At 50.7% G+C, this 25,300-nt stretch carries 19 protein-coding genes and 1 pseudogene; 12 read left to right on the plus strand and 8 right to left on the minus strand.

The features are described from left to right. Both sirB1 and kdsA read left to right on the plus strand, forming a co-directional pair. Positions 1-810: an invasion regulator SirB1 gene (gene sirB1, locus H0248_RS18185; RefSeq protein WP_180786980.1), complete on the plus strand. Its 810-nt coding sequence runs from the start codon at positions 1-3 to the stop codon at positions 808-810. A 75-nt stretch (positions 811-885) separates the two neighbouring features. Then, positions 886-1,740 carry a 3-deoxy-8-phosphooctulonate synthase gene (gene kdsA / locus H0248_RS18190; protein ID WP_180786981.1) on the plus strand — a complete coding sequence of 285 codons (855 nt, stop codon included), beginning with the start codon at positions 886-888 and terminating at the stop codon, positions 1,738-1,740. 83 nt (positions 1,741-1,823) lie between these two features. On the opposite strand, the gene ydgH is transcribed toward kdsA, so the two are convergent. Continuing rightward, positions 1,824-2,777 (minus strand): DUF1471 family protein YdgH, encoded by a 954-nt coding sequence (ydgH, locus tag H0248_RS18195; RefSeq protein WP_180786982.1) that lies wholly within the window; start codon positions 2,775-2,777, stop codon positions 1,824-1,826. Positions 2,778-3,356: 579 nt separating this feature from the next. Between ydgH and pntA the strand changes: the two genes are divergently transcribed. Continuing rightward, positions 3,357-4,886, plus strand: coding sequence for a Re/Si-specific NAD(P)(+) transhydrogenase subunit alpha (pntA, locus tag H0248_RS18200; RefSeq protein ID WP_180786983.1), 1,530 nt, complete (start codon positions 3,357-3,359; stop codon positions 4,884-4,886). 10 nt (positions 4,887-4,896) lie between these two features. Next, positions 4,897-6,285 carry a Re/Si-specific NAD(P)(+) transhydrogenase subunit beta gene (pntB, locus tag H0248_RS18205; RefSeq protein WP_180786984.1) on the plus strand — a complete coding sequence of 463 codons (1,389 nt, stop codon included), beginning with the start codon at positions 4,897-4,899 and terminating at the stop codon, positions 6,283-6,285. A gap of 140 nt (positions 6,286-6,425) precedes the next feature. Here pntB and uspE read toward each other — a convergent pair whose 3' ends face one another. The 3 genes from uspE to ogt all read right to left on the minus strand — a co-directional run bounded on the left by uspE (position 6,426) and on the right by ogt (position 9,116). After that, positions 6,426-7,376 carry a universal stress protein UspE gene (gene uspE / locus H0248_RS18210; protein ID WP_180786985.1) on the minus strand — a complete coding sequence of 317 codons (951 nt, stop codon included), beginning with the start codon at positions 7,374-7,376 and terminating at the stop codon, positions 6,426-6,428. 190 nt (positions 7,377-7,566) lie between these two features. Further along, positions 7,567-8,313 (minus strand): fumarate/nitrate reduction transcriptional regulator Fnr, encoded by a 747-nt coding sequence (gene fnr, locus H0248_RS18215; RefSeq protein ID WP_005968491.1) that lies wholly within the window; start codon positions 8,311-8,313, stop codon positions 7,567-7,569. A 269-nt stretch (positions 8,314-8,582) separates the two neighbouring features. Beyond that, complete coding sequence (gene ogt / locus H0248_RS18220; protein ID WP_180786986.1) at positions 8,583-9,116, minus strand: methylated-DNA--[protein]-cysteine S-methyltransferase; 534 nt, start codon at positions 9,114-9,116, stop codon at positions 8,583-8,585. A 545-nt stretch (positions 9,117-9,661) separates the two neighbouring features. On the opposite strand from ogt, the gene H0248_RS18225 reads away from it, so the two are divergent. Both H0248_RS18225 and H0248_RS18230 read left to right on the plus strand, forming a co-directional pair. After that, positions 9,662-10,957 carry a Gfo/Idh/MocA family oxidoreductase gene (locus H0248_RS18225; protein WP_180786987.1) on the plus strand — a complete coding sequence of 432 codons (1,296 nt, stop codon included), beginning with the start codon at positions 9,662-9,664 and terminating at the stop codon, positions 10,955-10,957. A 111-nt stretch (positions 10,958-11,068) separates the two neighbouring features. Next, complete coding sequence (locus tag H0248_RS18230; protein WP_180786988.1) at positions 11,069-12,388, plus strand: ABC transporter substrate-binding protein; 1,320 nt, start codon at positions 11,069-11,071, stop codon at positions 12,386-12,388. A 155-nt stretch (positions 12,389-12,543) separates the two neighbouring features. Here the strand turns inward: H0248_RS18230 and H0248_RS18235 are convergent, their stop codons facing one another. The 3 genes from H0248_RS18235 to H0248_RS18245 are packed head-to-tail and all read right to left on the minus strand — an operon-like array spanning position 12,544 to position 19,390. Continuing rightward, positions 12,544-15,006 (minus strand): putative virulence factor, encoded by a 2,463-nt coding sequence (locus tag H0248_RS18235; RefSeq protein WP_180786989.1) that lies wholly within the window; start codon positions 15,004-15,006, stop codon positions 12,544-12,546. Further along, positions 15,003-17,990, minus strand: a complete 2,988-nt coding sequence (locus H0248_RS18240; RefSeq protein WP_180786990.1) for a virulence factor SrfB — start codon at positions 17,988-17,990, stop codon at positions 15,003-15,005. The genes H0248_RS18235 and H0248_RS18240 overlap by 4 nt, the downstream gene beginning before the upstream one ends. Before the next feature lie 2 nt (positions 17,991-17,992). After that, entirely contained in the window at positions 17,993-19,390 is a 1,398-nt protein-coding gene (locus tag H0248_RS18245) for an SrfA family protein (RefSeq protein WP_180786991.1), read from the minus strand. Between the two features lie 174 nt (positions 19,391-19,564). On the opposite strand from H0248_RS18245, the pseudogene H0248_RS18250 reads away from it, so the two are divergent. From H0248_RS18250 to H0248_RS18270, 5 genes and pseudogenes are all read left to right on the plus strand, one after another. Next, a pseudogene (locus H0248_RS18250) lies at positions 19,565-19,792 on the plus strand (OsmC family protein); the annotation flags it as partial. Between the two features lie 293 nt (positions 19,793-20,085). Further along, positions 20,086-20,481, plus strand: coding sequence for a cytochrome b562 (locus tag H0248_RS18255; RefSeq protein WP_180786992.1), 396 nt, complete (start codon positions 20,086-20,088; stop codon positions 20,479-20,481). Between the two features lie 217 nt (positions 20,482-20,698). Continuing rightward, positions 20,699-21,187: a GNAT family N-acetyltransferase gene (locus tag H0248_RS18260; RefSeq protein ID WP_180786993.1), complete on the plus strand. Its 489-nt coding sequence runs from the start codon at positions 20,699-20,701 to the stop codon at positions 21,185-21,187. A 169-nt stretch (positions 21,188-21,356) separates the two neighbouring features. Continuing rightward, a complete protein-coding gene (locus H0248_RS18265) occupies positions 21,357-23,330 on the plus strand; it encodes a methyl-accepting chemotaxis protein (RefSeq protein ID WP_180786994.1) in 1,974 nt (657 codons plus the stop codon). A 187-nt stretch (positions 23,331-23,517) separates the two neighbouring features. Next, a complete protein-coding gene (locus tag H0248_RS18270; RefSeq protein WP_180786995.1) occupies positions 23,518-24,399 on the plus strand; it encodes an HTH-type transcriptional regulator ArgP in 882 nt (293 codons plus the stop codon). A gap of 40 nt (positions 24,400-24,439) precedes the next feature. On the opposite strand, the gene H0248_RS18275 is transcribed toward H0248_RS18270, so the two are convergent. Next, entirely contained in the window at positions 24,440-24,706 is a 267-nt protein-coding gene (locus H0248_RS18275; protein WP_180786996.1) for a DUF3811 domain-containing protein, read from the minus strand. Positions 24,707-24,862: 156 nt separating this feature from the next. On the opposite strand from H0248_RS18275, the gene H0248_RS18280 reads away from it, so the two are divergent. Then, a complete protein-coding gene (locus H0248_RS18280) occupies positions 24,863-25,198 on the plus strand; it encodes a nuclear transport factor 2 family protein (protein ID WP_180786997.1) in 336 nt (111 codons plus the stop codon). Positions 25,199-25,300 lie beyond the last annotated feature (102 nt).

A 25,300-nucleotide genomic window follows, 5' to 3' on the forward strand; every position in this document is an offset into this window, starting at 1 on the left:
ATGAGTGCTATTGCTGATTTTGAATTCAACCAGTCACTGCTAAGTGATGGTGTCGTGTTGGTTTCACAGGCGATTCGCCGCGACTTTCCCGCTCAGGATGTGCGGCAAAATCTGCAACAGTTGGTTGAGAGCGCCCGAGCCGCTATTCCTGACGGTCTTGAGCAAGATCTTCAGCTTGAAAAACTGATTGAGCTGTTTTATCACACTTGGGGATTCGGTGGTGCGGGCGGCGTTTATCGCCTGTCTGATGCGCTGTGGCTGGATCAGGTGCTTGAATCTCGTCAGGGCCTGCCTGTGTCGCTGGGTATCATCTTTCTGCATATCGCCAATGAACTCGGTCTGCCGCTGATGCCAGTGATTTTCCCGACGCAGCTGATTCTGCGCGCCGACTGGCTCGACGAAGAAATGTGGCTGATCAATCCGTTAAATGGCGATACGCTGAGCGAGCATGTGCTGGAAGTGTGGCTGAAAGGGAATATTGGCCCGTCAACCCGCCTGCTCGATGAAGATCTGGATGAAGCGGAGAACGTCATGATCGTGCGTAAAATGCTCGACACGCTGAAAGTCGCCCTGATGGAAGAAAAACAGATGGAGCTGGCGCTGAGAGCCAGCGAAGCGGTGCTGCAGTTTGACCCGGACGACCCTTACGAAATCCGCGATCGCGGCCTGATTTATGCTCAACTGGATTGCGACCATATTGCGCTGTCCGATCTCAACTATTTCGTCGAACAGTGCCCAGAAGATCCGGTGAGTGAAATGATAAAAGTACAGATTCACTCGATAGAGCAAAAACAGATTGTCTTGCATTAAAAAAACAGTCTTACATTAAGAAACCGTTTTGCAGTAATGCTACGTTAATTTATTTCCCGACATGAAGGTAAAAGTATGACGAATAAAGTGGTCAAGATAGGGGATATCCCCGTCGCCAACGATCTGCCTTTTGTGCTGTTTGGCGGCATGAATGTTCTTGAATCACGCGATCTGGCGATGCGCATTTGTGAGCATTACGTCACGGTCACGCAGAAGTTGGGCATTCCTTACGTGTTCAAGGCGTCATTCGATAAGGCTAACCGCTCCTCGATTCACTCTTACCGCGGTCCCGGTCTGGAAGAAGGGATGAAAATCTTCCAGGAACTGAAACAGACATTTGGCGTAAAAATTATCACTGACGTGCATGAATCGCATCAGGCCCAGCCTGTTGCCGATGTGGTTGATGTGATCCAACTTCCTGCGTTTTTGGCACGCCAAACCGATCTGGTGGAAGCGATGGCGAAAACCGGTGCAGTAATCAACGTGAAAAAACCGCAGTTCGTCAGCCCGGGCCAAATGGGGAACATCGTCGATAAATTTATCGAAGGTGGCAACGATCAGGTGATTTTGTGCGATCGCGGCAGCAACTTCGGTTACGACAATCTGGTTGTCGACATGCTGGGTTTCAATGTCATGAAGCACGCTTCCAACGGTGCGCCAGTGATTTTTGACGTGACGCATGCGCTGCAGTGCCGCGACCCGTTTGGGGCGGCGTCCGGTGGCCGTCGTGGGCAGGTCACTGAACTGGCGCGAGCCGGTATGGCTGTCGGTCTGGCAGGGCTATTCATTGAAGCTCACCCGGAACCTGCGAATGCGAAATGTGATGGCCCATCTGCGCTGCCGCTGGATAAACTGGAGCCGTTCTTGCAGCAGATCAAAGCGATTGACGATCTGGTGAAAAACTTCCCAGAACTAGATACCAGCAAGTAATTTTACTCAAACAAAAACCCGCGATATCGCGGGTTTTTATGTTTATAACGTTCGCCGTTTTCTACGACACAGCGCGATGTCTGTTATTTATAGAGATCGGCACTGATGGTCATGTTGTTGCCTTTGCCTTCCCACTGTCTGGTGATGTGGTAGTACTTGGCACCTTTCTCGCCCGCGCGTTTAGCAACGGCCTCAGACACCTGCGTCATATTGGTGTAGTTGCCACGGAACTGAATAGAGTTGAAAGGCACCATCTGCGCTGCCGTAGCATTGTTCAGTTCCTGAATTTTGGAACCATCCATTAACGTTACCGTGTAACGTCCACCTTTTGATGATTGCGTTTCAAAGAAGTTACCTACGTTACGGCTTGGGCTACCTGAGTTAGCGACACCAGGAATTTCTACCTTAGCGGCTTCTGTACCACCCGCAGCCAGCGCAGCACGGCCTGCATCAGAATCCGCAGGGATGACGTCGGTGCTCTGGGTCTGGCGCTTCGGTGCGTCGGCTTTATAAATGTAGGCAGTAATTTTTTGGTTGCCGCTATTCGAGTTCACATCAACCTGACGAACGATGTAGAACGAATCGGCATTTTTCTCTTTTGCTGCTTTCGCAATGGCGTCGTTTACGTCAGGTTGGCTGCGGAAGAACCCGCCAACGGTGACGGTGTCATAGGGTTCCAACCCGTACGCCACATCTTTCGGCAGCTCTTTCACGCCGTAGAAGGTGCGGAATTGGATATCCTGATTCGCCTTTGGCGCATCTTTGCGATACAGATCGACCGTGACATTCCAGTGCCCACTCGAATTAGCGTCATCCATCGCTTGTACATAAAACGACTCTGCACCCAGCTTATCGGCGCGTTTTGAGGCTGCGGCTACTGCTTCATTGATCGCGTTAAAACGTCCTTTAAACGTAATTCGTTCAAAGGGTTGCAGGGATTCTGCCTGTTCAGGCGTCAGTTCCTGTGCAGCCTGCGCTGAAAATGCCGAGAGTGATAACAACAATGTAGATGCAATAACAGTAGTCTTCAGCTTCATAAAAAATCCTTTCGCCTTCCTGCCACTCGAATTATTTAAGGTATAGCAATCAACCTGTAACGGAATAGGGCTGATTATCGCACGGAATAAATTCTTGTGCTTTAGCATTTTCAGCGGGCTGAAAAGCCATGATACTTCGGCTCGCAACAAGAAAAGTGCTAATAATAACGGTTAATGATTGTTTTAACATCATAAGGGATATTTATACAATTTATCGCATTAACAACCTTGTAACACATCGTTTTTGTGAAACAGCCCAGAAAAATACTTCTGTAATAATGCTACAAAAGGCAGAGAAGAGCATGATTTTCGACCAAGAAAGGCTGACAGAACCTGTGATAACTCGGCTTTTCTGTGAAATTCATTTTATTTATGGATCATCGATCACATTTTCAGTACGTTATAAATGAGTTCGCCTACCGTGAGACGCCTCAAAAAACGTGTGGTAAGAAGATGATAAGACCCTCTTCCTACCGCGTGAATGCGGGGATACAGGGTGCAGTAGGTCTCGGCGAATTCGTATAACAGAATAGGGTGAGAATAATAACCTTCGTTAAAATAAGCGAAAAGGGTATCAGCATGCGTATTGGTGTACCAAGAGAGCGGTTGGCCAATGAAGCCCGTGTAGCAGCGACGCCGAAAACGGTTGAACAGCTACTGAAACTGGGCTTTACGGTCTCGATAGAACGTGAAGCGGGAAAACTGGCAAGTTTTGATGATGCGGCATACGAAGAAGTCGGTGCGTCGATTGTTGACAGTTCGGAAGTCTGGCAAGCCGATATCGTCCTGAAGGTGAATGCACCGCAGGATGATGAAATCGAACTGACCCGCGCGGGCAGTACGGTTGTCAGCTTTATCTGGCCAGCGCAGAACCCAGAACTGCTGGCGAAGCTGGCTGCCCGTCAGGTGACGGTGATGGCGATGGATTCCGTGCCGCGTATTTCGCGCGCGCAGTCACTGGATGCGCTCAGCTCGATGGCTAACATCGCGGGCTATCGTGCCATCGTTGAAGCTGCTCACGAGTTTGGCCGCTTCTTTACTGGGCAGATTACCGCCGCAGGTAAAGTTCCGCCTGCTAAGGTTATGATTATCGGGGCTGGCGTGGCTGGTTTGGCTGCGATCGGTGCCGCAGGTAGCTTAGGTGCTATCGTTCGTGCTTTTGATACCCGCCCTGAAGTAAAAGAGCAGGTTAAGAGCATGGGGGCTGAATTCCTCGAACTCGACTTTGAAGAAGAAGCAGGCAGCGGTGACGGCTATGCCAAAGTCATGTCTGAAGCCTTTATCAAAGCCGAAATGGAACTGTTTGCCGCTCAGGCAAAAGAAGTCGACATTATCGTCACTACCGCACTGATCCCTGGAAAACCGGCACCGCGCCTGATCACCAAAGAAATGGTGCTGAGCATGAAGCCCGGCAGCGTGATTGTCGATTTAGCGGCGCAAACGGGCGGGAACTGTGAATTGACCGTAGCCGATCGCGTCACCGTGACGGAAAACGGCGTCAAAATTATCGGCTACACCGATTTACCTAGCCGTCTGCCGACGCAATCCTCACAGCTTTACGGTACGAACCTGGTTAACCTGCTGAAATTACTCTGCAAAGAGAAAGACGGCGAGATCGACGTCGATTTTGACGATACCGTGATTCGTGGCGTGACCGTCATTAAAGAAGGTGAGATCACCTGGCCGGCACCTCCTATTCAGGTTTCCGCACAGCCACAGCAGGCAAAACCTGCCGCTGCAATGGTGAAGGAAGAAGCCAAACCGACGTCGCCGTGGAAGAAATATGCGTTCCTCGTGATCGCCATCCTGCTGTTTGGCTGGCTGGCCGATGTTGCGCCTAAAGAGTTCTTGTCTCACTTTACCGTTTTTGCGCTGTCCTGCGTGGTGGGTTATTACGTTGTCTGGAATGTCAGCCACGCCTTGCACACGCCATTAATGTCAGTCACTAACGCCATATCAGGCATTATCGTTGTCGGAGCATTGTTGCAGATCGGCCACGGCGGATGGGTGTCGTTCTTCTCATTCATTGCCGTATTGATCGCCAGCATCAATATTTTCGGTGGTTTCACCGTGACTCAGCGTATGCTGAAAATGTTCCGTAAAAACTAAGGGGTAACACATGTCTGGTGGATTAGTAACTGCTGCATACATTGTTGCCGCAATTCTCTTTATTTTCAGTTTGGCTGGGTTGTCCAAGCACGAAACGTCGCAACAAGGGAACATCTTTGGTATCAGCGGGATGGCGCTTGCGCTGATCGCGACGATTCTGGGACCGGATTCTGGCAACGTGGGCTGGATCATCGTCGCCATGGCGATCGGTGGATCAATCGGTATTTATCTGGCGCGTAAGGTTGAAATGACCGAAATGCCAGAGTTGGTTGCGATTCTTCACAGCTTTGTGGGCTTTGCTGCGGTACTGGTTGGCTTTAATAGCTTCCTCGACCACGGTGAAATTACCGATCCGGTGATGGTTAATATCCATTTAACGGAAGTCTTCCTGGGTATCTTCATCGGTGCCGTGACCTTCACGGGGTCCGTTGTTGCTTTCGGTAAGCTGCGCGGTAAGATCTCCTCCAAGCCATTGATGCTGCCTCATCGCCATAAAATGAATCTGGCGGCGCTGGTTGTGTCTTTCTTGCTGTTGCTGGTTTTCGTCAATACGGGCAGCGTAGCGTTGCAGGTACTGGCGTTGATCCTGATGACCGCTATTGCACTGGTATTTGGCTGGCATCTGGTTGCATCGATTGGCGGTGCGGACATGCCAGTCGTTGTTTCTATGCTGAACTCCTACTCTGGTTGGGCAGCAGCGGCAGCGGGCTTCATGCTGAGCAATGACCTGCTGATCGTGACCGGTGCTCTGGTGGGTTCTTCGGGTGCGATTCTGTCTTACATCATGTGTAAAGCGATGAACCGTTCCTTTATCAGCGTGATTGCCGGTGGTTTTGGTACAGATGGCGTTTCCTCTAGTGAGAGTGAAGAAGTGGGTGAATACCGTGAGGCTTCAGCGGAAGATGTGGCTGATTTACTCAAGAACTCAACTTCAGTCATCATCACACCGGGATATGGTATGGCCGTCGCGCAGGCGCAGTACCCTGTGCATGACATCACCGCAAAACTGCGTGCGCGTGGCATCAACGTTCGCTTTGGTATTCACCCAGTAGCAGGACGTCTACCGGGTCATATGAACGTGCTGTTGGCTGAAGCAAAAGTCCCTTACGACATCGTGTTGGAAATGGATGAAATTAATGACGATTTCACCGATACTGACACTGTACTGGTCATTGGCGCGAATGACACCGTTAACCCTGCGGCGCAAGAAGATCCACACAGCCCAATCGCTGGTATGCCAGTGCTGGAAGTGTGGAAAGCGCAGAATGTCATCGTGTTCAAGCGTTCCATGAATACCGGTTACGCTGGCGTACAGAACCCGCTGTTCTTTAAAGAGAACACGCAGATGCTGTTTGGCGATGCCAAGGACAGCGTTGAGGCGATTCTGAAAGCACTGTAAACGTGACAGGAAGTAGAAAACGAAAGGGGCGATTTCGCCCCTTTTTTACATCTCAGATATAGCGATACGTGGCATCGCCAAAAAATAATGCCAGCACTGAGGCTGGCATTACTTGGTGCTTAGCGAGATGAAACGAGCAATCAGCTGTTACCGCCGTCTTCTAAAATAATCGGTGACACGAAATCATCGGGTTTGATTGCAAGTAAATCGCACTTCAAGTGATCGATCACATGCTCGACGGTATTGCCGATAAAGGCAGCGGAAAGGCCGGTTCTGCCCAGCGACCCTAACACTACCACACCCGCCTGCAAATGTTCTGCCAGATCGGGAATCACTTCTTCCGGCAGCCCTTTTTCTACGTGCGTCACGCGTTCATCCAGACTGAACTTCTGCCGTAGGGATTTCATAGCGATAAGGTGCTGGCCTCTAATCGCATCGTTGTAGACGCTGGGATCGAAATCAGGCAGTTCAATGGCGATATTGATGGGGGTAACAGGGTAGGCACCGACCAGATGAACCTCGGTCTGATCAACCTGCTGTGCCAGCTCCAGCGTTTCCGATACCAGTTTGATATTGAGCGGATCGTGATAAGGGTCTTCGCTAGCCAGATTGACAGCAACCAGCGCACGGCCTTCGACTGGCCAAGGCTGATCTTTTACCATCCAGACGGGGCAAGGGCATTTGCGCAGTAGCTGCCAGTCGGTTGGCGTAAAGATAACCGCTTCCAGCCGATCGTGCTGATGCGCCATTTTCAACAACAGGTCATGTTGCCCGGAAATGACTTCCCGAATAATGGCTTCAAAAGGCTTATTGTGCCAAACCACTTTGATTTCTATCGAAACGCCAGCGTCAAGGTAGTATTTGCACTGTTCTGCAATCCACTCTGTCCGCTGCTGAATGACGCCCTGACGCATTTCCACCCGCTCATCGGGGGAAAGCAGGGTTGTCATTTCATAAGAAAAATCATAAATCGGCAAAAATGCCTTGATACGGCCGCCAAGTCGTTGAACCAGGTAAACCGCCCGACGCAGTGCTGGTTGGTCATCCTGATTTGGGTCAATAGCTACCAGTAAGTTCTGATACTTTGCCATAGCTCCTCCAAACAGCTGTTACTCCACAGCCTGTCATTCAAGAGTACCGCAATGGAATCGGTTTGGACAACAGAGATAAGCCGCAGAATAACAAAATAGGAAATATCACGGATAGTGCGGAAAGGAGGGGATAAAATTGACGTTGCCACAGTAAAAAAAGCAGCAACGTCAAATGGTTAGGCTGGAAAGATCATTTGCGTGAGGAACCGGCTAATTCGGAAAGGGCATCAATATTCTCAATCGTGATGTATTTTCCTTTGACCGCTAGCGTACCGCTTTTCTGGAAACGCCCCAGCAGACGGCTGATGGTTTCAACGGTCAGCCCCAGATAGTTACCGATATCACCACGCGTCATGGTCAGACGGAACTCACGCGGCGAGAACCCACGCTGAGCAAAACGGCGGGAAAGGTTGTAGACAAATGCAGCCAGACGCTCTTCAGCATTCTTTTTCGACAGCAGTAAAATCATGTCCTGATCGCCACGGATTTCGCCGCTCATCAGGCGCATCATCTGCTGACGCAGGTTAGGCATTTTTCCTGAGAGATCGTCCAGCGTCTCGAAAGGAATTTCGCAAACCATTGAGGTTTCCAGCGCCTGCGCGAAGCTCGGGTGTTGGGCCGTACCGATAGCATCAAAGCCAACCAGGTCACCCGCCAGATGAAAGCCAGTGATTTGCTCGTCGCCTTGCTCCGTGATGGTATAGCTTTTTATCGTGCCGGAGCGGATAGCGTACAGCGACCTCAGTTCATCGCCAGCCTTAAACAGCGCTTGCCCCTTCTGGATAGGCTTCTTCCTTTCAATGATGTTGTCGAGCTGATCAAGCTCGTGTTCATTCAGGGTGAAAGGGATGCATAGCTGACTGATACTGCAATCCTGACAGTGGATTGCACAACCGCCAGACTGGATGCGTCGGATAATTCGCTTTTCCGGGATCATAGGCTTTGCTCAGGCAATAATTGATATTGGTCAATTTTAACAGCTTTTATCGGCTCTGATAAGACCGGCAATCACCGGAATAGACCAATAAATAGTGAACTAACTATAATTTTTCGATTTTTCTGGGAAATATTCCGATATATAAGATCTGTGAGGAGATAATATTTTCGTCCATTAGGTTACCGAATGGTTAACACATTGATTAATCCGAATCGCTTACGATGATAAGCAATTCGGATGGCATGTTCACGTGTCGCGAAGCGTAAAAATTATAACGGCAAACTATGCAGTCTAGGTAAATAACCTTCGTGAGTGAGTAGCCACTGTTTACGGTGAATGCCACCCGCATAGCCCGTCAGCGCACCGCCCGTACCGATGACGCGATGGCATGGAACCACGATGCTAACAGGGTTGGAGCCGTTTGCCATGCCCACCGCACGAGCTGCACCGGTGCGTCCCAGTAGCGTTGCGAGTTCACCGTAAGTGGTAATTTCTCCACAGGGGATTCGACGTAATTCCTTCCAGACCTGCTGTTGGAATTCGGTTCCTACAGAAGCAACGGGCAGCGTATCAATAATCGCTAGTTCACCATCAAAATAGCGTTGCAGGCTCTCTGTCAGGCCACCGGGATTATGACGCGGCTGTAACGAAAAGGGATCATTTCGATAACTGCGATTGAGCAGGCGAAATAAATTATCTTCATACTCGCGCCACTCGACGGCACGCAAATGATTATTTTCATCAGCAATAATCAATAACTCCCCAAGCGGCGTTGCCATAGTGTCCTGAAAAAAAGTCTGCATAGTCATTCCTTACGCGCTTATCGCGTTCTTGCTTCTCTCATGAGTTACGTGTTGATTATCCGGCATCCTCCAACGGATTGAAAATAAAATGCGAGATATGTCACGCGGTAAGATGAAAAAAGAGAAAACCGTCACGCTCGTCACGCGTGTTGGCTCACGCCATGTGAGAGCGAATCCCGTTGATGCACGAACACGTAAGAGAGGCAATGCACACCCAACATAAGGTATGAAGATGCACGCGATTTAACATTTCCAATAAAATCAATCGTTAATGTAGAAAATACTCAATTTGTATTTATGAGAGATGGAACATGCCAATCTTCATCCTACTGCCAGACAACATCATCACATGGCAATAATATGAAGGTGAACGATGTTGGGATGCTCTATTTTTTTATGGCAAAGGCATCAGCGTGTGGGTATGGCTTGTCATAATGAAAATCACTCAACCATCCCCTTGCCAGTCAGTCTGGGAAACGATTTAGCGTCCTGTTTTGATGTACGAATAGCTATGTGTCCTACGTTATTTGGAGGAAATGCACAGAATGAAAAAAAAATATGCCGTAGTGGGAACGGGAGGCCGCGCGGGTCTTTATCTGGAGTCGATCGCCAGGGATTATCAGGATCAAGGACAGTTTGTTGCTTTTTGCGATACAAACCAGACGCGAATGAATTACGCCAACCAGATTGTCCATAAATATGGACACGGTACTGTGCCGACGTATCGCGCCGAACAGTTTGAACAGATGATCGCGGAAACCAAGCCGGATGTGGTTATTGTGACGTCTCTGGATCGGACACACCATCACTATATTATCCGGGCAATGGAATTAGGCTGTGATGTCATCAGTGAAAAACCGATGACGATTGATGAGGAGAAATGTCAGGCGATTATCGATGCGATTAACCGTACTGGCCGTAAATTGCGCGTGACCTTTAATTACCGCTACGCCCCGCATCACAGTAAAGTCCGTGAATTAATTGCCGCTGGGGTGATTGGCGAAGTTTATTCCGTTCACTTTGAATGGCTACTAAATACCGAGCACGGAGCGGATTATTTCCGTCGTTGGCACCGTGACAAACGCAATAGCGGCGGGCTGTTGGTACATAAATCCACGCACCATTTTGATCTGGTGAATTTCTGGCTGAATAGCGAACCGGAAACGGTCTATGCGCAGGGTGATTTACGTTTTTACGGTAAAGCGAATGCTGAAGCGCGTGGCGTCACAGAATTTTATTCCCGTTCACATAATAACGCGGCGGCAGAAAATGACCCGTTTGCGCTGCACATGAATAAAAGCGAACAGCTGACCGCCTTATATTTAGATGCCGAACATGAAGATGGTTATTACCGCGATAAAAGCGTGTTCGATGACGGTATTAATATTGAAGATGTACTGGGTGTGATGGTGCGCTATAAGAGCAAAGCTATCATGACGTACTCATTAAACGCCTATTTACCCTGGGAAGGGCTGAACGTGGTGTTTAATGGCAGCAAGGGCCGGTTAGAAATGAAACTGGTAGAAAAATCTTATGTAAACGGAGGCGGACAAAAAGAGGATGAAGGTGCGCTGAATGAATGTGAAATAAAGATCTATCCGATGTTTGACGAGCCTTATGTCGTACCGGTTGAATTTAAAGCGGGCGGACACGGCGGCGGCGATCAGGTCATGTTGAACGATCTGTTTGGGACACCGGAACCCGATCCATTACATCGCGCAGCAGATTATCGTGATGGGGCCATGTCTATTTTAACTGGCATCGCTGCCAATCGATCATTACGCACCGAACTGCCGGTGAAAATAAGCGAACTGGCCGTTAACCTGAAAAGAGGGAATTAATCAGAGTACCTGCCATTTCAGGCAGAAAATGCTTCCGCATCCGTAGTACCTGTCTGTCGGTATACCGGCAGGCATGTGGAAACCTCCGAATACTATTATAAGGGTTCTATTATGGCGAAAACACGGAACAAATTATCTCACCTACTCCTGCTCTGTGCTGCGTTGCCCGTGGGCGCGGCATTTTCTCACTCCGCTGACGCCGCCGAGATCCGTATCTCCTGGTGGGGGGGCAATCAGCGGCATGAGGCGACACTCGCGGCAATTAACGCGTTCCAAAAAGCCAACCCGACGATTACCGTCAAAGCCGAATATGCTGGCTGGGATGGCTACCTTTCTCGTCTGTCAACCCAGATGGCCGGGGGGCAAGAGCCTGATGTGATTCGTATCGACTGGAACTGGCTGCCGCAGTTTTCCCGCAATGGCGACGGCTTTTATGATTTGAATAAGCAAAAAGATATTTTGGGGCTGGGAGATTTTCCGCCTAGTGCCCTGAAAACGGCAGATGTAAAAGGGAAGCTGCAAGGTCTCCCGATTTCGATGACGTCCCGTAGCATGATCTACAATAAAACCACCTGGGATAAAGCAGGCATTGCCTATCCGCAAACTTGGGATGAGTTGTTTGCCGCCGGTCCGGTGTTTAAACAAAAACTAGGTGACAATTATTACCCACTTGGTGTTGCTCAAGGTTCAAGTGATGTGCTGGATATTCTGACACTCGGCCGTAGTTACATGGCACAGAAATACGGCATTGATATGATCGATGAGAAGAAGCAGAGCATTGCCTATAGCCGCGATCAGGTACGGGAACTCTTCGGCTTTTATAAAAAGCTGGTTGATTCCCATGTGATACCCGATCAGCGTTATTTCTCCTCGTTCGGCCGCACCAACGTCTATGAAATTCGCCCCTGGATTAACGGCGAGTTAGCCGGTATGTACTTATGGGATTCTGCCATCTATACCTATTCCAGTAATATGCCGAAGGATGCGGTGCTGGAAACGGGGCCGTTCCTTACCATGCCCAACGCTAAAGATTCGGGGCTGATCTCCAAACCGTCTTCACTGTTCGCCATCAGCAAGAACAGTAAGTATCCTAAAGAGGCGGCGATGCTGATGAATTTCATGCTGAGTAACCCAGAAGGCGTGAAGGCATTAGGATTGCAAAACGGTATGCCTGCTAATCCGAAAGCACAAAAACTGCTGGAGGATGTCGGTGTGATCAACCCCGGTAACCTGTTAGCGAATGCCTATCGGGCAGCAGCGGAGCAGCCTGCGTCTAAGGTACCTGTTTCACCGTTTATGGAAAATCAGGAATTAGTTCAGCTGTGGACCAGCAGTCTGCAAAAACTGGATTACGGTAACGGAGAAGTGAATAAGGTTGCCGATGATTTCCTCACTGGCGCTAACCGCATATTAAAACGTGCGATCCGCTAACTACCGCTGTTAATGTGCGATGCCATGTCGAAACGAGATGGCATCGCACGCCTCGAATACGACGCCCTACACCCGTGCCTGCTGGCAGTACTTCATTCAACGTCATCGTGGTAGATCACTTTGTTGTCGGCGACGAGCAGGGGTAAAGGCATCTGTTATTTTTCAGCAGGCTTAATCAACGCCAGAATCGTGCCCAACTGCTCACGCTGTTCATCACTGACTTCGCGCGCAGCGGAATAGCCCGCATTTTGGATGATCATCTCATTCAGACCCACCAGCCAGTCATAGATATAAAACGCGGTATTGTTGGTCGGCGTGAGCGACAACTTGGTTAAGCGCTGTGAAGCACCAAAGCTGACGGCCTGCTTTTCGGGTTTAGCGAAAATCTTATGACCACGATTGATGCGGCTGGCAGGGCGTAAGGATTCATCGAGCTGCTGGAAGCCGAGCCAGGCAACGAAGTCACCGAGAATGGTCAGCACGCGTGAAACCTGACGGTCAGCTTTATTCTCGCGGTTGATGCCCAACTGCTCGCCGTCGACCAGCATATCGACCAGCGCCTCTTCTATCCGCAAACGGATACTGCCGGTAATCAATTCTTCAACCAGCATTTCGATCGTCGCTTTCGGCACGTTCAGCAAATCGAGAAGCGGGGCATTTTCCGGCAGGCCACGTAGATAGTTAATCCAGTAACGATAAACACTGTGCGCGTAGTCTGCCTCATAGCCGTGATCGATTGTCAAAATCGGCGGTGCTGGCTGATCGATAGCGATCGGTTCATCAGCAAATAGATCGATTTCGATCCCGACACCAAACGGATCGCTATGCGCTGATGGGGCGGAAAGGTCTTCGGCATCAGCGTGGAAGCCGCCATAGCTTGCCCCTTTCTGTTGCAGGTACAGACGGCGCAGTTCATCACGCGAAGGCAGCAACCGTTCCAGCAGTTCACCATGCACGCCGGTGCGGGTCTGGAGCGATTTGAGCAAGGTCTCTGCGATGCGCTGTTTTTCCGCCGGATCGTCAACATCAACGGGCAGATACCAATTACCCAGCAGGTTATCGCTGAGTTCTCGTTGGAGCTCGCTAAGCTGTTCGCTGATGCGTCCCAGTTTTACATCCCGGTGAACTTCCGCGCCCAGCCACGTTGCCATCCGCGCCACGCCGCGTTTATCCATTGCCAGCATCGTTCCCCAGGCATCGCCCGGATTACCGACATAGCGCTGTACCGCAGCATCATAGTTTTGCCCGTGCGTAATACGGCGATCGTGGCGAGTGACCGCCCAAATCAGCCCCGGCTTACGGTGGCTACGAACCTGTGCGTTTTCGCCTTGCGTCTGTTTCACCCAGTAGTCCAGCGCCTTACCGACCACTTTAACGTCAGCGCGGTTACCCGCGGCGCTGCATACCATCAGTACGTTCATTTCCTGATTATCGGTATAGCGCTCCAGCAGATAGGCACGTTTCGCTCGCAATAGCGTGTGTGCCAGTGGATGCTGTGTGGTTTGCTGTCTTGCTGGTGGCTCGTTCCGCGTCTCGCGGATCTCACCAAAGCCGGGGAAATCCAGCACATCAACTTGCTCGAACAGCGCTTCTTTAGGCGGCAAATGCAGTGGGATAAGCAGCTCCGCCGTCAGCATCGTCAACTCAGCCAGCGAAAGCTCTGTCGTTTTCCCTGCGCGGCCATTCTGAACCGGCCGCACTAGCACGCCGGGATCGTCAGCACTGTGCAAGCGTTCCAGCGCAGAACCGTCGATCAGGCCATCTGCCGGATTTAACTCATCATCCACCAGTATCCGCAGCGGCGCTAACAGCTTGCGCGTACCGGACAGGTGTTGCAGCGTGTGGCTGAAATGACGATATGCGGTAGTCAGTGAATTCAGCTCGCCCCACAGTACGGAGAATAGCTGGGCGCGATCGTCAACGGTGAGGTAAGGCGCTAATTCAATCGCAACCGGCCAGAAGTGGGCTTCCAGCTGTTTTTGCCGTTTAACATCGTGCCGCGCGAGATAATCCCAGAGTTCAACGACTTCATCGCGGCTCATTCCCTCAACGGGTTCTGGCTGACGATGCATCAACAGCGTTTTAATGTGTTCGGCAATATGGCGCTCGTCCAGTTCTTCAAACGTGGTCTCTTGATTGAGATCGTTTAAAAACGCGTTGGCCATGATCTTACCGATATCCAGTTCGCTGAGCAGTTGCAGCTGAACGGGAAACGATTTGTTCTTCACGCCTGACTGTCGGCTAAAGCGCGTGACGAGCGCGGTTGCTCGGTCGGACGGATTAATGTTATCGATAAAATCCAGCTGTTGCCCTTCAAAAGCGGTTTCCAGCTTACCGTTTTCGCCCCCAGCCAACGACGCGATCAGGTAAGATTTTCCCGCCTGAGACAGACCAAAAAAGCCGATGGCGATCTCTTTCTGTGCCACGTCGGACAGGTGTTGCGCTTTATTGTGACTACGGCGTAGTTTGACGATCAGACGGTCGGCTTCGATATCCAGACGTGGTGCGTTCTGGCGTGTGCTTTCAACCCAGTCGATGGCCTGTTCAACACCTTGCGCGACAGCCTGTAACTGGCCGTGAAGTCGAGTAGAGAGCTGTTTGGGCGTTAATCGTTTCATTTTTTAAATACACTCCCACTATCGATCCAATAATGGGTCGCACCTAAGCCGTTCGCGGATAATGTGTTCAATTTGAGTCGTAAATGTTGTGGTGGAACGCGGGTACCGTCTTCCAGCACCGCATCGGCAATCTCAAAGCGTTCGGGGCTATCTTGATCGTCGCCTTTCGTTACGGCCAGTCGGACACGCAGCTTACTGTCGCCGACGACCTTACGCGCTAAATCCTGATCGACGATTGAGAGCATATAAAGTGAGGACGCAGGCCAGCGCTCGTTGTCCAACTGGCGGAAACCGAGGCAGAGTGAGCCACGCACCTGGAAACTGAGTTTCGGGTCAAGCTCGAAATCCGGCGCATCCAGATCGATATCGCTGTAGTAAACGTTATCCAGCGTCAGCGCGTTGCTGCTGTCCATCATGCCGAGGTAGCGCACGGTAGAATAAGGCTGGAAATCACCGACCTTAAAATAAAAGCCCGGTAAGCGGAGATCGAGCGCCAGCAGGCACAGCATTGCGCCGACGGCGGCGGTGGATTTCGGGTTATCGATGCGCCCACGTTTGTTAAACGGATACCAGTCATTGGTGTGATAGCCATCCAGCGACAGCATCCGATTAATCGGCAGCGGCTGCAGGTGGCGGAACAGTGCCTGAATTCCTGGAAAACGCGAAGGGCGACCGGTCAGCAGCAGCACATCGCATGAATACAGCGACACCACTTCAGACATCAGGCGCAGATTCTGCGTGATGTTCATCTTGTTAGACAGGAATTCGCCGTGCAGTTTGCTCAGTTTGAGAATCAGCGGCACCTGCAAAATATCGAAGACCTTGTCACTGACTGGCAGTTCGCGTTGCACTTCTGTATTGATGTATTCCAGCACTTTTTCCGTTGGTGCCTGTTCCAGCAATTCGCCGAAGATGGATTCGATCTCGGCGCTGGTGTCCAGCGGATCAAAGCGCTCATAGGCTTCCAAAATCGCGCGGCCGATCGGGATGAAGACCTGCAACGTCACCTGTTGGCGCAGCGTGAGCTGTGCGTCCATACGGCCTTCATTGCCAAACAGTTTCGCCATCAGCGCATCTGGGCTGGCCATTCCGGCAGTTTTCAGCGCAGCCTGTAGCGCGGGGAGGATGTAAAGTTGAATCACATCGAGCAGAATATCGTCGCCAGCGACCTTAAAGCCTTCACGGAACAGCAGGCGGGGAATGATTTTAACGTTGTTACCGACGCCGTCATCGAGCAGATATTGCGTAATGGCGAGGTCGGTGGTGCCGCCGCCGATGTCGATTGAGGCAATGCGCAGCGTTTTTCCCGCGGGTTCGCCCTCATCAAGCTCCTTATCAGGGCGCGCCATACTGGCGAAGAAATCTTCCGCACGGCCGCCAAAGTTCACCTGCGCTTCGTTATACAGATAAACCATCTGTCCGCAGGTGGCTTCGTCCCACTCGATTTGCACGTCAGGCACCGGAACCCGGCTCTGCTGCTTGTCGGCTGGCGTGGTGAAATCCTCGTCCATCGGATGCCAGTCCATCGCTTTCCAGACCAGCGCGATCGCTTCATGCATACGGCGACGGAAAATTTCACGCTCGGGTTTCGGCATCGCGGAAGGCAGCGTCAGAATAATATTTCGCAACTGGCGCGGCGCGCTGCTGTGGATCATTTTCAAACGCTGAGCGGCGCTGTTCATCTGCATCAGCGCCTGTGCCAGCAATTCGGAGAGCATGAATGTCATGATCGAACTGCGGCTGTAGTGCGGTGAAAACACCGGTAAACGTTCTTCCAGCGGCTGATTGTAGAGCGGCTGACCTTCATCATTCAGCATGATGGTCAACGGCATGGCTGTCGCTAACGGTTCGGTCTGCGAATGCGCGTCGGTCTGGCTGAAACGCCAGCCTGGTGCATAGCTTTCTTCGTCCCACAGGTAGCGGCGCGGGCTGGAAATACCGCTCGATCCTTCCGTTCCCTGACGCAGCAGCGCCATGTGGCTGGCTTCGCGTCCAACACGGGTGATCGACGGCCAAATGAAGGCGTCATCACGGCCGCTTTCTACTGAGAAATTGTCTTTGCCGAACTTCGCCTGTGAAAACTCAACGCGGCTCTCGAACAGTTCGTTGTACAGATAATGTGGCTCACTCAGATCGCGCAATTGCAGCTCATAGGTCTGCTTCAGACCGTTGCTTTCGTCTGTATGATCTTCGACCAGAATGCCGCAGGTGTGTGAGTTACCGACGTCCAAAATCAGGTCAACGTTGACCGCCGGTTCCTGCAGCGTGCTGGTATTGATACGGATTTCCGGTATTTCGAGCTGATTTCCCAGCATATCTAACACATTCAGGTAATGTGCCTGATATTCAAACCCTCTGAGCGCCACTTTCACATCGTGGCTGTCGCGGTTTTCCAACACTTTAACCCGCTGAGTAAAGACTTCGCGCAGCCAGCCGTCGACCCAGGTTTCATCAAGAAATTCACCCAGTTCGTCGCTGTGATAAGCCAGTGCGAAACTCCCGCCGGTTTTAATGTCATTGGCATTAGGTGCCAGCGACTCGTATTCGTGACCTTCCGGGTAAGTTTTGGTATCGAACGCCAGACAAATGCGGTGCGTATTGCCGTCCTGGTCGGGCTTATCTAACGCAAGAATCTGCATTCGTGCCCAGTTATCCGGCCCGCCCATGAAGGTGCGCGGTGGATTAAAGCGGAAGAAGGGCAGCGGCAGCCAGATGTTCTCTAGCAGCTTCAGCGATTGCTCAAGCGAAATACTCAGCTCAGGCTTCACTACCTCCGGCGGCATCCCCGTGGCAGAAGGCAGCAGGAATTTGTCCGAGTGTTCATCGTACAGCAGGTGCAGCAGAGGGCCGTTGGCACTTTTACGCACATAGCGGTTAGGTTGTTCAGCCGAAAACTGCGGCTTTAAGGCAAAATCCAAAAACTGAATTCCGCTGTCCTGAATCAACGTAATGCGTTGTTTATAATCGGTAATCGTCGCCAGCATGATTATTTACTCTCGCGCTTTATCGTCATCGGGAAAACGGTGTCTGTGTCGTAACGACCGATACACTCCGCCGCAGCGCCGGAAGCGCCTTGTTTACAGACCAGTTCTGGCATTTGGAAACGAGAATTATCGGAACAGCGGGCACCGGAACGGCTGTTGATAATCAGATTGCCAGAGCTCATTAATCCGGCCTCAACGTTAGCGCGACACGTGACACCGTCACCATGAGTGATACGTGCCGTGCCTTTTCCATTTTGAATCTGGTAGCGCAGGCTAGGCGGCCTGCCGGTAATCGGCGCTTTGCCATCAACAATGACGCGCCAGTTACCGTTCAGGAATTTGATGGAGCCGATTTTCACCTCGTCGGCTGGCATGACGAGATCATCTTTGCCCGCAGGAATCGCTGGCACTTGCTCAACAGCGGGCTCAGCCAGCGGCTCAACAGGCTCTTTTGGTTCCGTGACCGCAGGCGCTTCTGCTACAGGTGCAGCAACAACTGGTGTCGTAGCGACGGATGGCTCAGTGGCTTTCACGACCTCTTTTTCTGCGACAGGTGGAACAGATGTGCTTTCTTGCTGCGGCGCAGGTTCAGCCGGAGTAGAAGATGGCAGGGCGCGTTTTTCTGGCTTGACCGTTGCGGCTAAATCGGATGCTGGTTTGTCGTCTTGTCCTGACACGCAGCCACGTATTTGCAATGACAAAATCGCTAACAGCGCGGCGGCAGGTAACAGCCACCACAGGCGGAAAAACGGCTGGCGAGCGGGTACCGCCGCGGCGACGGCTGGCGCGGGCTCGATAGGTTCTGGTTGGCTGACCGGCTGTGGCTCAGGTTTAGGCTCGGAAACGGGTTCAATCAGCGGCAGTGTTGGTGTGCTTGCTGCGGAGATGGGTGCAACAAAAAGCGGGTCCGCTTCCTTGATGACAGGTCGCAGGCAGTCCAATGCATCAAGACGGGATTTCTTATCAAGATTGACGAAGCCCCAGAACGTTAAGACGGGTTTGCCATCAACCAAATAGACGTGGTTCGCGCCAGGGAACTGTATCGCTTTTGCCAGCAGGACACCAAAAAGTTTCTGCCCTGCTTTTTCTGCATTTTGCGCACGCTGGCTGATGTCGGCCACCGCAGCTTGATAAGTTTCCAGTAACGCCAGCGCCTTTTCTCGTTCTTCTTCACTCGCGGCAATCCAGGAGGTGACTTTACCGTCAACCGGCGAATACCAGTCAATGCGGTCGCCATGCTCGTTGGGTTGGGGAATCGCCAGGCAATCGGCAATCTGCTGTTGTTTTCTGAGACGTAACGTTTCCCGCAATTGAAGTGCTGATGCGTAAACTGGCTGCCCGTTCTCACCCAACGCCAGAAAATCATCCAAACTTCCACTACGTAAAAATAATTTTGCCACGCAAAAGAGACCTTTTGTAATGATGCCTAAAGCAGAAAATAGAGTGTAATCTGCGACAGGGTATACTGTAGTGCGAATGATGGCGAATCAAACGCTTAAAGAAGTGATAAAACTAACAAATATTTGAGCAATAGAAAAAGTGGGAAACGGGAAGTAGCAGGGTGACAGCAGGAGTTAGGCGAAGAAGGGTATAAACCTGAGTCGATCGATACCATGGCGGATGTGTCGCTGGATAAAGTCGATGGCGGGCTCGCCATCACCAAAATTTCACTGCACAGTACGGTGAAATTGCTGGGTGTTGATGAAGCGACGTTTGATAGCATCATCCAAAAAGCGAAGACGGGCTGCCCAGTGTCCAACGTGCTCAAGGTGGAGATTACGCTGGCCTATCAGTTGAATTAAGTGCGCGAATAGTTGGACTAAGAACAAACTGCTGAGTCAGGCTGTTCCGATAAAAAGGCTTATCGGCGTCGTGTCGGTAAGTTTTTTTACATTTGCACAATTAAAAACAACGAAACGATTAAAAATAATTTAACATCTTTACGATAATAACCATAAAATTAGCATTGTCATCGCTGCGTGATACGGGCTATGGCGTAGGACGCAATATAACAAGAGCAATATTGGGCTGGCCGGTTTGTGGTGGTCAGGTTATCTGAGTATGTCGTGCTGTGGAACACAAGCGAGAGTTCAAGATGAATAAAATGACCAAGATCTGTTTTTCTGTGCTGTTGGCCGGTAGTTTGCTGACCCCCGTTTTGGCAAACGCCACCACGTCGGAAGACATGCGGGGTATGCAGAAAAGTTATACCGCCGCGACTAAAGCGGACGATGCCGCTGCGCTGAAAACCGCGCTAAGCACATTCCGTGGGCACGTCGAGCACGCTAAAACGCAGGTGCCACCTGATTTCGCCAAACAGCCTGCCGATGGCCCAGACAGAAAAGCCTATGTTGAAGGTCTGGATAAGATTTTGCAAAAAGTGGACAGCGCACAGGCTCTGGCGGATGCCGGTAAACTGAGCGAAGCCAAAGCGGTATTAGCTGAAATCAACACATTGAAAGGCGAATACCACAGTAAATTGAGAGGCTAAGCCGCTTTTCGTTTACTATAAAGCCGCCAGTGGGATCGCACTCACTGGCGGTTTTTTATTATAAACGTTATGACCGTCAGAATTGCCAGCTAAGGGGAGCGCCGCTTCCGCTGTACTGGGTTTTCTTGGCGACACATCGCCATGCTGCCGGTATAAGTGATGTGATAAATCACGGTTGCGAGACTGGCCGTTAATCTGAACTGGGAAAGTGAACACAATGGTAAATTTAACGGATATGGCTGAGGGGGATTACCCCGAATATCGCCAATTTTTTATTCTTGAATATGCTCAGGATCTACAAGAATCCCGGGGATATGACGTGGAAAAGGCGAGAGCGATCGCCACGCAATCGATCGATATTGCGCTACCGCAGGGCGTTCACACGAGAGCTAATAAGTTATGGTGCATTTATTCCTCAGATAATGCAGGCGTCATCATTGGTTACTTGTGGGTAGTTCTGAAAGAACACGCAGCTTGGGTTTCTGATTTTTGTCTTCTGCCTGCATGGCGGGGCCGTGGTTTTGGTAAAGCCTCGCTTGCCGCGATGGACATCGCGTTCACGGCATTAGGTATGGGTGAAATCGGGCTAAGGGTAGCCGCACATAATTCGGTAGCCAAGGCGTTATATGAAAAAAATGGCTTCCAAATCACCGGTTTTAACATGCACAAAAACCTGGAGCCGACCCCATCATCAGACCGCCATTAACCAAGCGGAATAGGGTAAGTATACCTCAACGGCCACAGCCCCCTGATGCCACTCTCTTGTTCACATCTGTGTAACTAAAGTTCAAAAAAAAGACGCCGATAAACAAATAGTAGGCGCTCATTGCAACGGAATGTTGATTACGATAAGTATCAACTCTAGGGGAGCCATAATGGCCAAACAATTAATACAAAAAAAACCAATGAGTACCCGCGCCCAAATGCTGCTAACTGGCGCATTAACTATCGCACTCGGTTTCGCTCTCACTATTGGAGTGCTCAGTTGGCAGTCTAGTAAGGAACAAAAATCTCTGGCCGAACGCTACTTACAGCAAATAGCCCAAAGCGAAGCATTAAGAATTCAACAGGAACTCAACTACGCCCGGGATGTGGCGCATAACCTCGGACAAGGGCTAGTTGCCTTGCCCGCTGCAGGCATTAAAGACCGTGCAGTGGTCGATAAAATGATGGAAAGTGCCCTGAGGGATAACCCAGAATACCTCTCGATTTCAGTCATTTTTGAAGAGAATGTGTTTGACGGTCGTGATGCTGAGTTTGCCGATCAGCCTGGTCAGGCACCCAAAGGCCGCTACGCCTGGTTTGTTGACCGCGATCAGGCGGGTAATTACAAGATGCACCCTCTGCAGTCCTACCTGACTCCCGGCCAGGGCGATTACTACCTAGTGCCGCAAAAAAGCCAGAAAGATACGCTCATCGAGCCCTACTCCTATGCTTACAACGGCGTACCTACGCTACTGACGTCAGTCGCCGCACCGATAGTCAGTCAGGGAAAAATGTGGGGCGTCGTTACGTCAGATATCTCCCTTGCGTCATTACAGCAAAAAGTTAACCAGATTAAGCCTTGGGAAGGCGGCGGCTACGCGATGCTGTTATCCAGTGAGAGTAAAGTCATCTCTTATCCGGATAAATCCCAGACGAGCAAAGCCTGGCAAGGGCCAACGGACAATTTCACGTCCTCAGTGGTACAACACGACGATGCCATTTTGGGCGAAGAAGCACTGATTACCTGGCAACCCATTATTATCGGCAACAGCACAGATAAATGGCATTTAGCCATTGTTGTCCCTGTGAGTCAGGTGATGGCGGCTTCTGAACGCCAGTTAATGAATGCCGTCATCATGATGGTGATCAGTATCTTGTTGGTGAGCGCACTGCTGGGCTGGGTGTTCAGCCGTAAAGTGCTTAAACCACTAGGTGGCGAACCACGCGAAGCAGCCACCATTGCGCTGGCTGTTGCGGAAGGTCGGCTGAGTAATGTGATTGACGTGCAACCCAACGATCGTAACAGCCTGTTCTTCGCGCTGAATACGATGCAATCACAACTGCGTCAGGTGGTCGGACAGATCAAAGACGCCAGTGATTCCGTGCGACAAGGCGCAGCGGAAATTGCCAGCGGTAACCTCAACCTGGCATCGCGTACGGAACAGCAGGCTGCTGCGCTGGAACAAACCGCGGCGAGTATGGAAGAGATTACCGCAACGGTGAAACACAATGCCAACAATGCTCATCAGGCCACGACGCTGACAGAGAATGCCACGAAGATTGCTCAGCGCGGTGAATCGTTGGTCAGTCAGGTGGTTCAGACGATGTCGCAGATTGATGAGAGTGCGAAGAAGATTGGCGATATTACCACCATGATTAACAGCATTGCTTTCCAGACCAACATTCTGGCGCTGAACGCCGCAGTAGAAGCGGCGAGAGCGGGCGAGCAGGGAAGAGGATTCGCCGTTGTGGCATCGGAAGTTCGCAGTCTGGCACAGCGCAGCGCCAGCGCGGTGAAAGAGATTGCCGCCCTGATTGAGGAATCCAGCCAGCGCGTTGAAAGCGGCGTTAAACTGGTGAACGACGCTGGTAAAACTATGCAGGATATGACACACGCCGTCAGCTCGGTGCAAAGTATCATCGGTGAGATTGTTACGGCATCTGATGAGCAGGCAAAAGGCATTAGCCAGGTCACGATTGCCGTCAATGAAATGGATGGCGTCACGCAGCAAAACTCCGCACTGGTACAGCAGATGTCGGCTGCAGCCAGTTCGCTGGAAGATCAGTCCATGTCGTTAGCGCAGGCGATAGAGCATTTTCGTTTAGAACAGCAGCACGTGTCACCTCGTGCGTTGTTAAAATAAAAGTGACACCGTCACCCGCAGCCTAACGGTTGCCGGGTGACATCTTCAATCCTTCCGTGATTTTTGCTCTACATCCCCCTGAGTTTTCTTCAACATCGCATATGGCATTCGTCACGTTGTGAAAGTTGTATCGAACCTTTAATTAAGGCAGATTAACTCATCCTGATATTGTTAAGAACAAATAACCATGCACCTGAATTACCCGTGTCTGAGAGCGTTCATGGAGATTGTCCGTAGCGGCAGCTTTGAAATTGCGGCTCGTAAACTCCACGTCACACCGTCTGCCATCAGCCAACGTATCAAGCAGTTAGAAGATCAGCTTGGTCAGGTACTGATCGTAAGGGGCAATCCGTGTCGAGCAACACTGACGGGGCAAGCGTTACTTCGACATGCAGAACAGATAGATATGTTGGAGAGTGAGCTTTTCAGCACGCTTGAAATGCCGGCCAGACAGAGTCTTTCAGTGGCTGTGAATGCGGATTCAATAGACGGATGGTTTCTGGATGCGATGGACGATGCCTGTCACCAATCCAGTATTTTGCTCGATATCCTCGTCGAGGATCAGGAGCACTCGGCAACCTTGCTGCGTGAAGGTCGCGTCATGGCGGCAGTCAGCGCCAGCCCGGAACCGATTCAAGGCTGTGGCGTGGAATATTTAGGAACGATGCGCTATCGCGCGTATTGCTCGCAGATTTTTCACGAGACGTACTTTGCGGATGGCATCAATGCGGACAGTTTGCAAAAAGCGCCACTCCTGATATTTAACAATAAGGACAGATTACAGTCCTTGTTTATAGCATCGCTGGTTCCGGCAACGATTGAACCACCGCAGCAATTCGTTCCTTCAACGGCGGCTTTTGTCGGTGCCATTCTCAGAGGGCTAGGATGGGGGATGATCCCAGAATATATGGCATCATCTCATACGGAAAAAGGCGAATTAGTACCGTTTCAAGCCGGAAACCCTATCGATATTCGTCTGTATTGGCACCGTTGGAATATCCATTCTGCATCGCTGGAAGTGTTAAGCCAGAGCGTGCGAACTGCGGCTGTTCGGCATCTTTTTCGGTAATGGTGTCAAGCCTGGGGCACAGCTGCCATTGACGTAAATGCTAGCGGCGGCCCCGTAGGTTTGTACTGGCTGACCATTCATATGTTGCTGAGGAATCAGGTTTAAACTTATTTTTCTTCTTCTCAACTTTCGCCTGTTTTGCTACGGTTTCACGTTCCTTCATCAGCTTATCGATGTAATCATCTTTAATATGATTACTCTCAGAATTGGTCAGTGTGCGGCCGTGTTTTTTTCGCGCCTGATCCAGTAACGTCTTAAGCTGCCGTTGTTCACTTTCTGTCATGTCTTTCTGAGTCAATCTTTGCATGGGAATGAACCTGATAAGCGGGCTGGAAAGTACATTGTAGAGGAAAACGCTCTGAGGCCCAGATAAATCGTACCGCGAGCCTTCCTGATTTCTTAATAATTGGCACACAATTTATTTATTCAGACACAGTAGAAAAACACATAGTAGGGAGAAACCATGTCACCAGAATCGGCCGTAGCGGCACAGTTTAAGGCTTATAACGAACATGACATCGATGCATTCGTGTCATGTTTTGCACCTGATTTCAAAGCGTACCGTATGCCAGCAGAAACGCCGTCGATGGTAGGAAAAGAAGCACTGAGAGAGTTTTATGTGAATAACCGATTCAACAATCCAAAACTGAGAGCGGAATTGGTATCTCGTACCGTGTTAGGCAATAAGGTATTTGACCATGAGTTAATTCATGGGCTTTCAGCTGAGCCTATAGAAAGTATTGCCGTCTTTGAGGTAGATAACGGGCTTATTAATACAGCATGGTTTTTCTTTTCTTAGTCCTTTGGTGCCGGAAAGCGTTTTACGGATGCGGGGATTTGCTAAGTTGAACGGCCAGTTCCCGCGAACGCATCTGTAGGTTCGCATAATGTGATACGCGTT

It is taken from the genome of Pectobacterium brasiliense, assembly GCF_013449685.1.
GTDB classification, from domain to species: Bacteria; Pseudomonadota; Gammaproteobacteria; order Enterobacterales; family Enterobacteriaceae; genus Pectobacterium; species Pectobacterium brasiliense_A.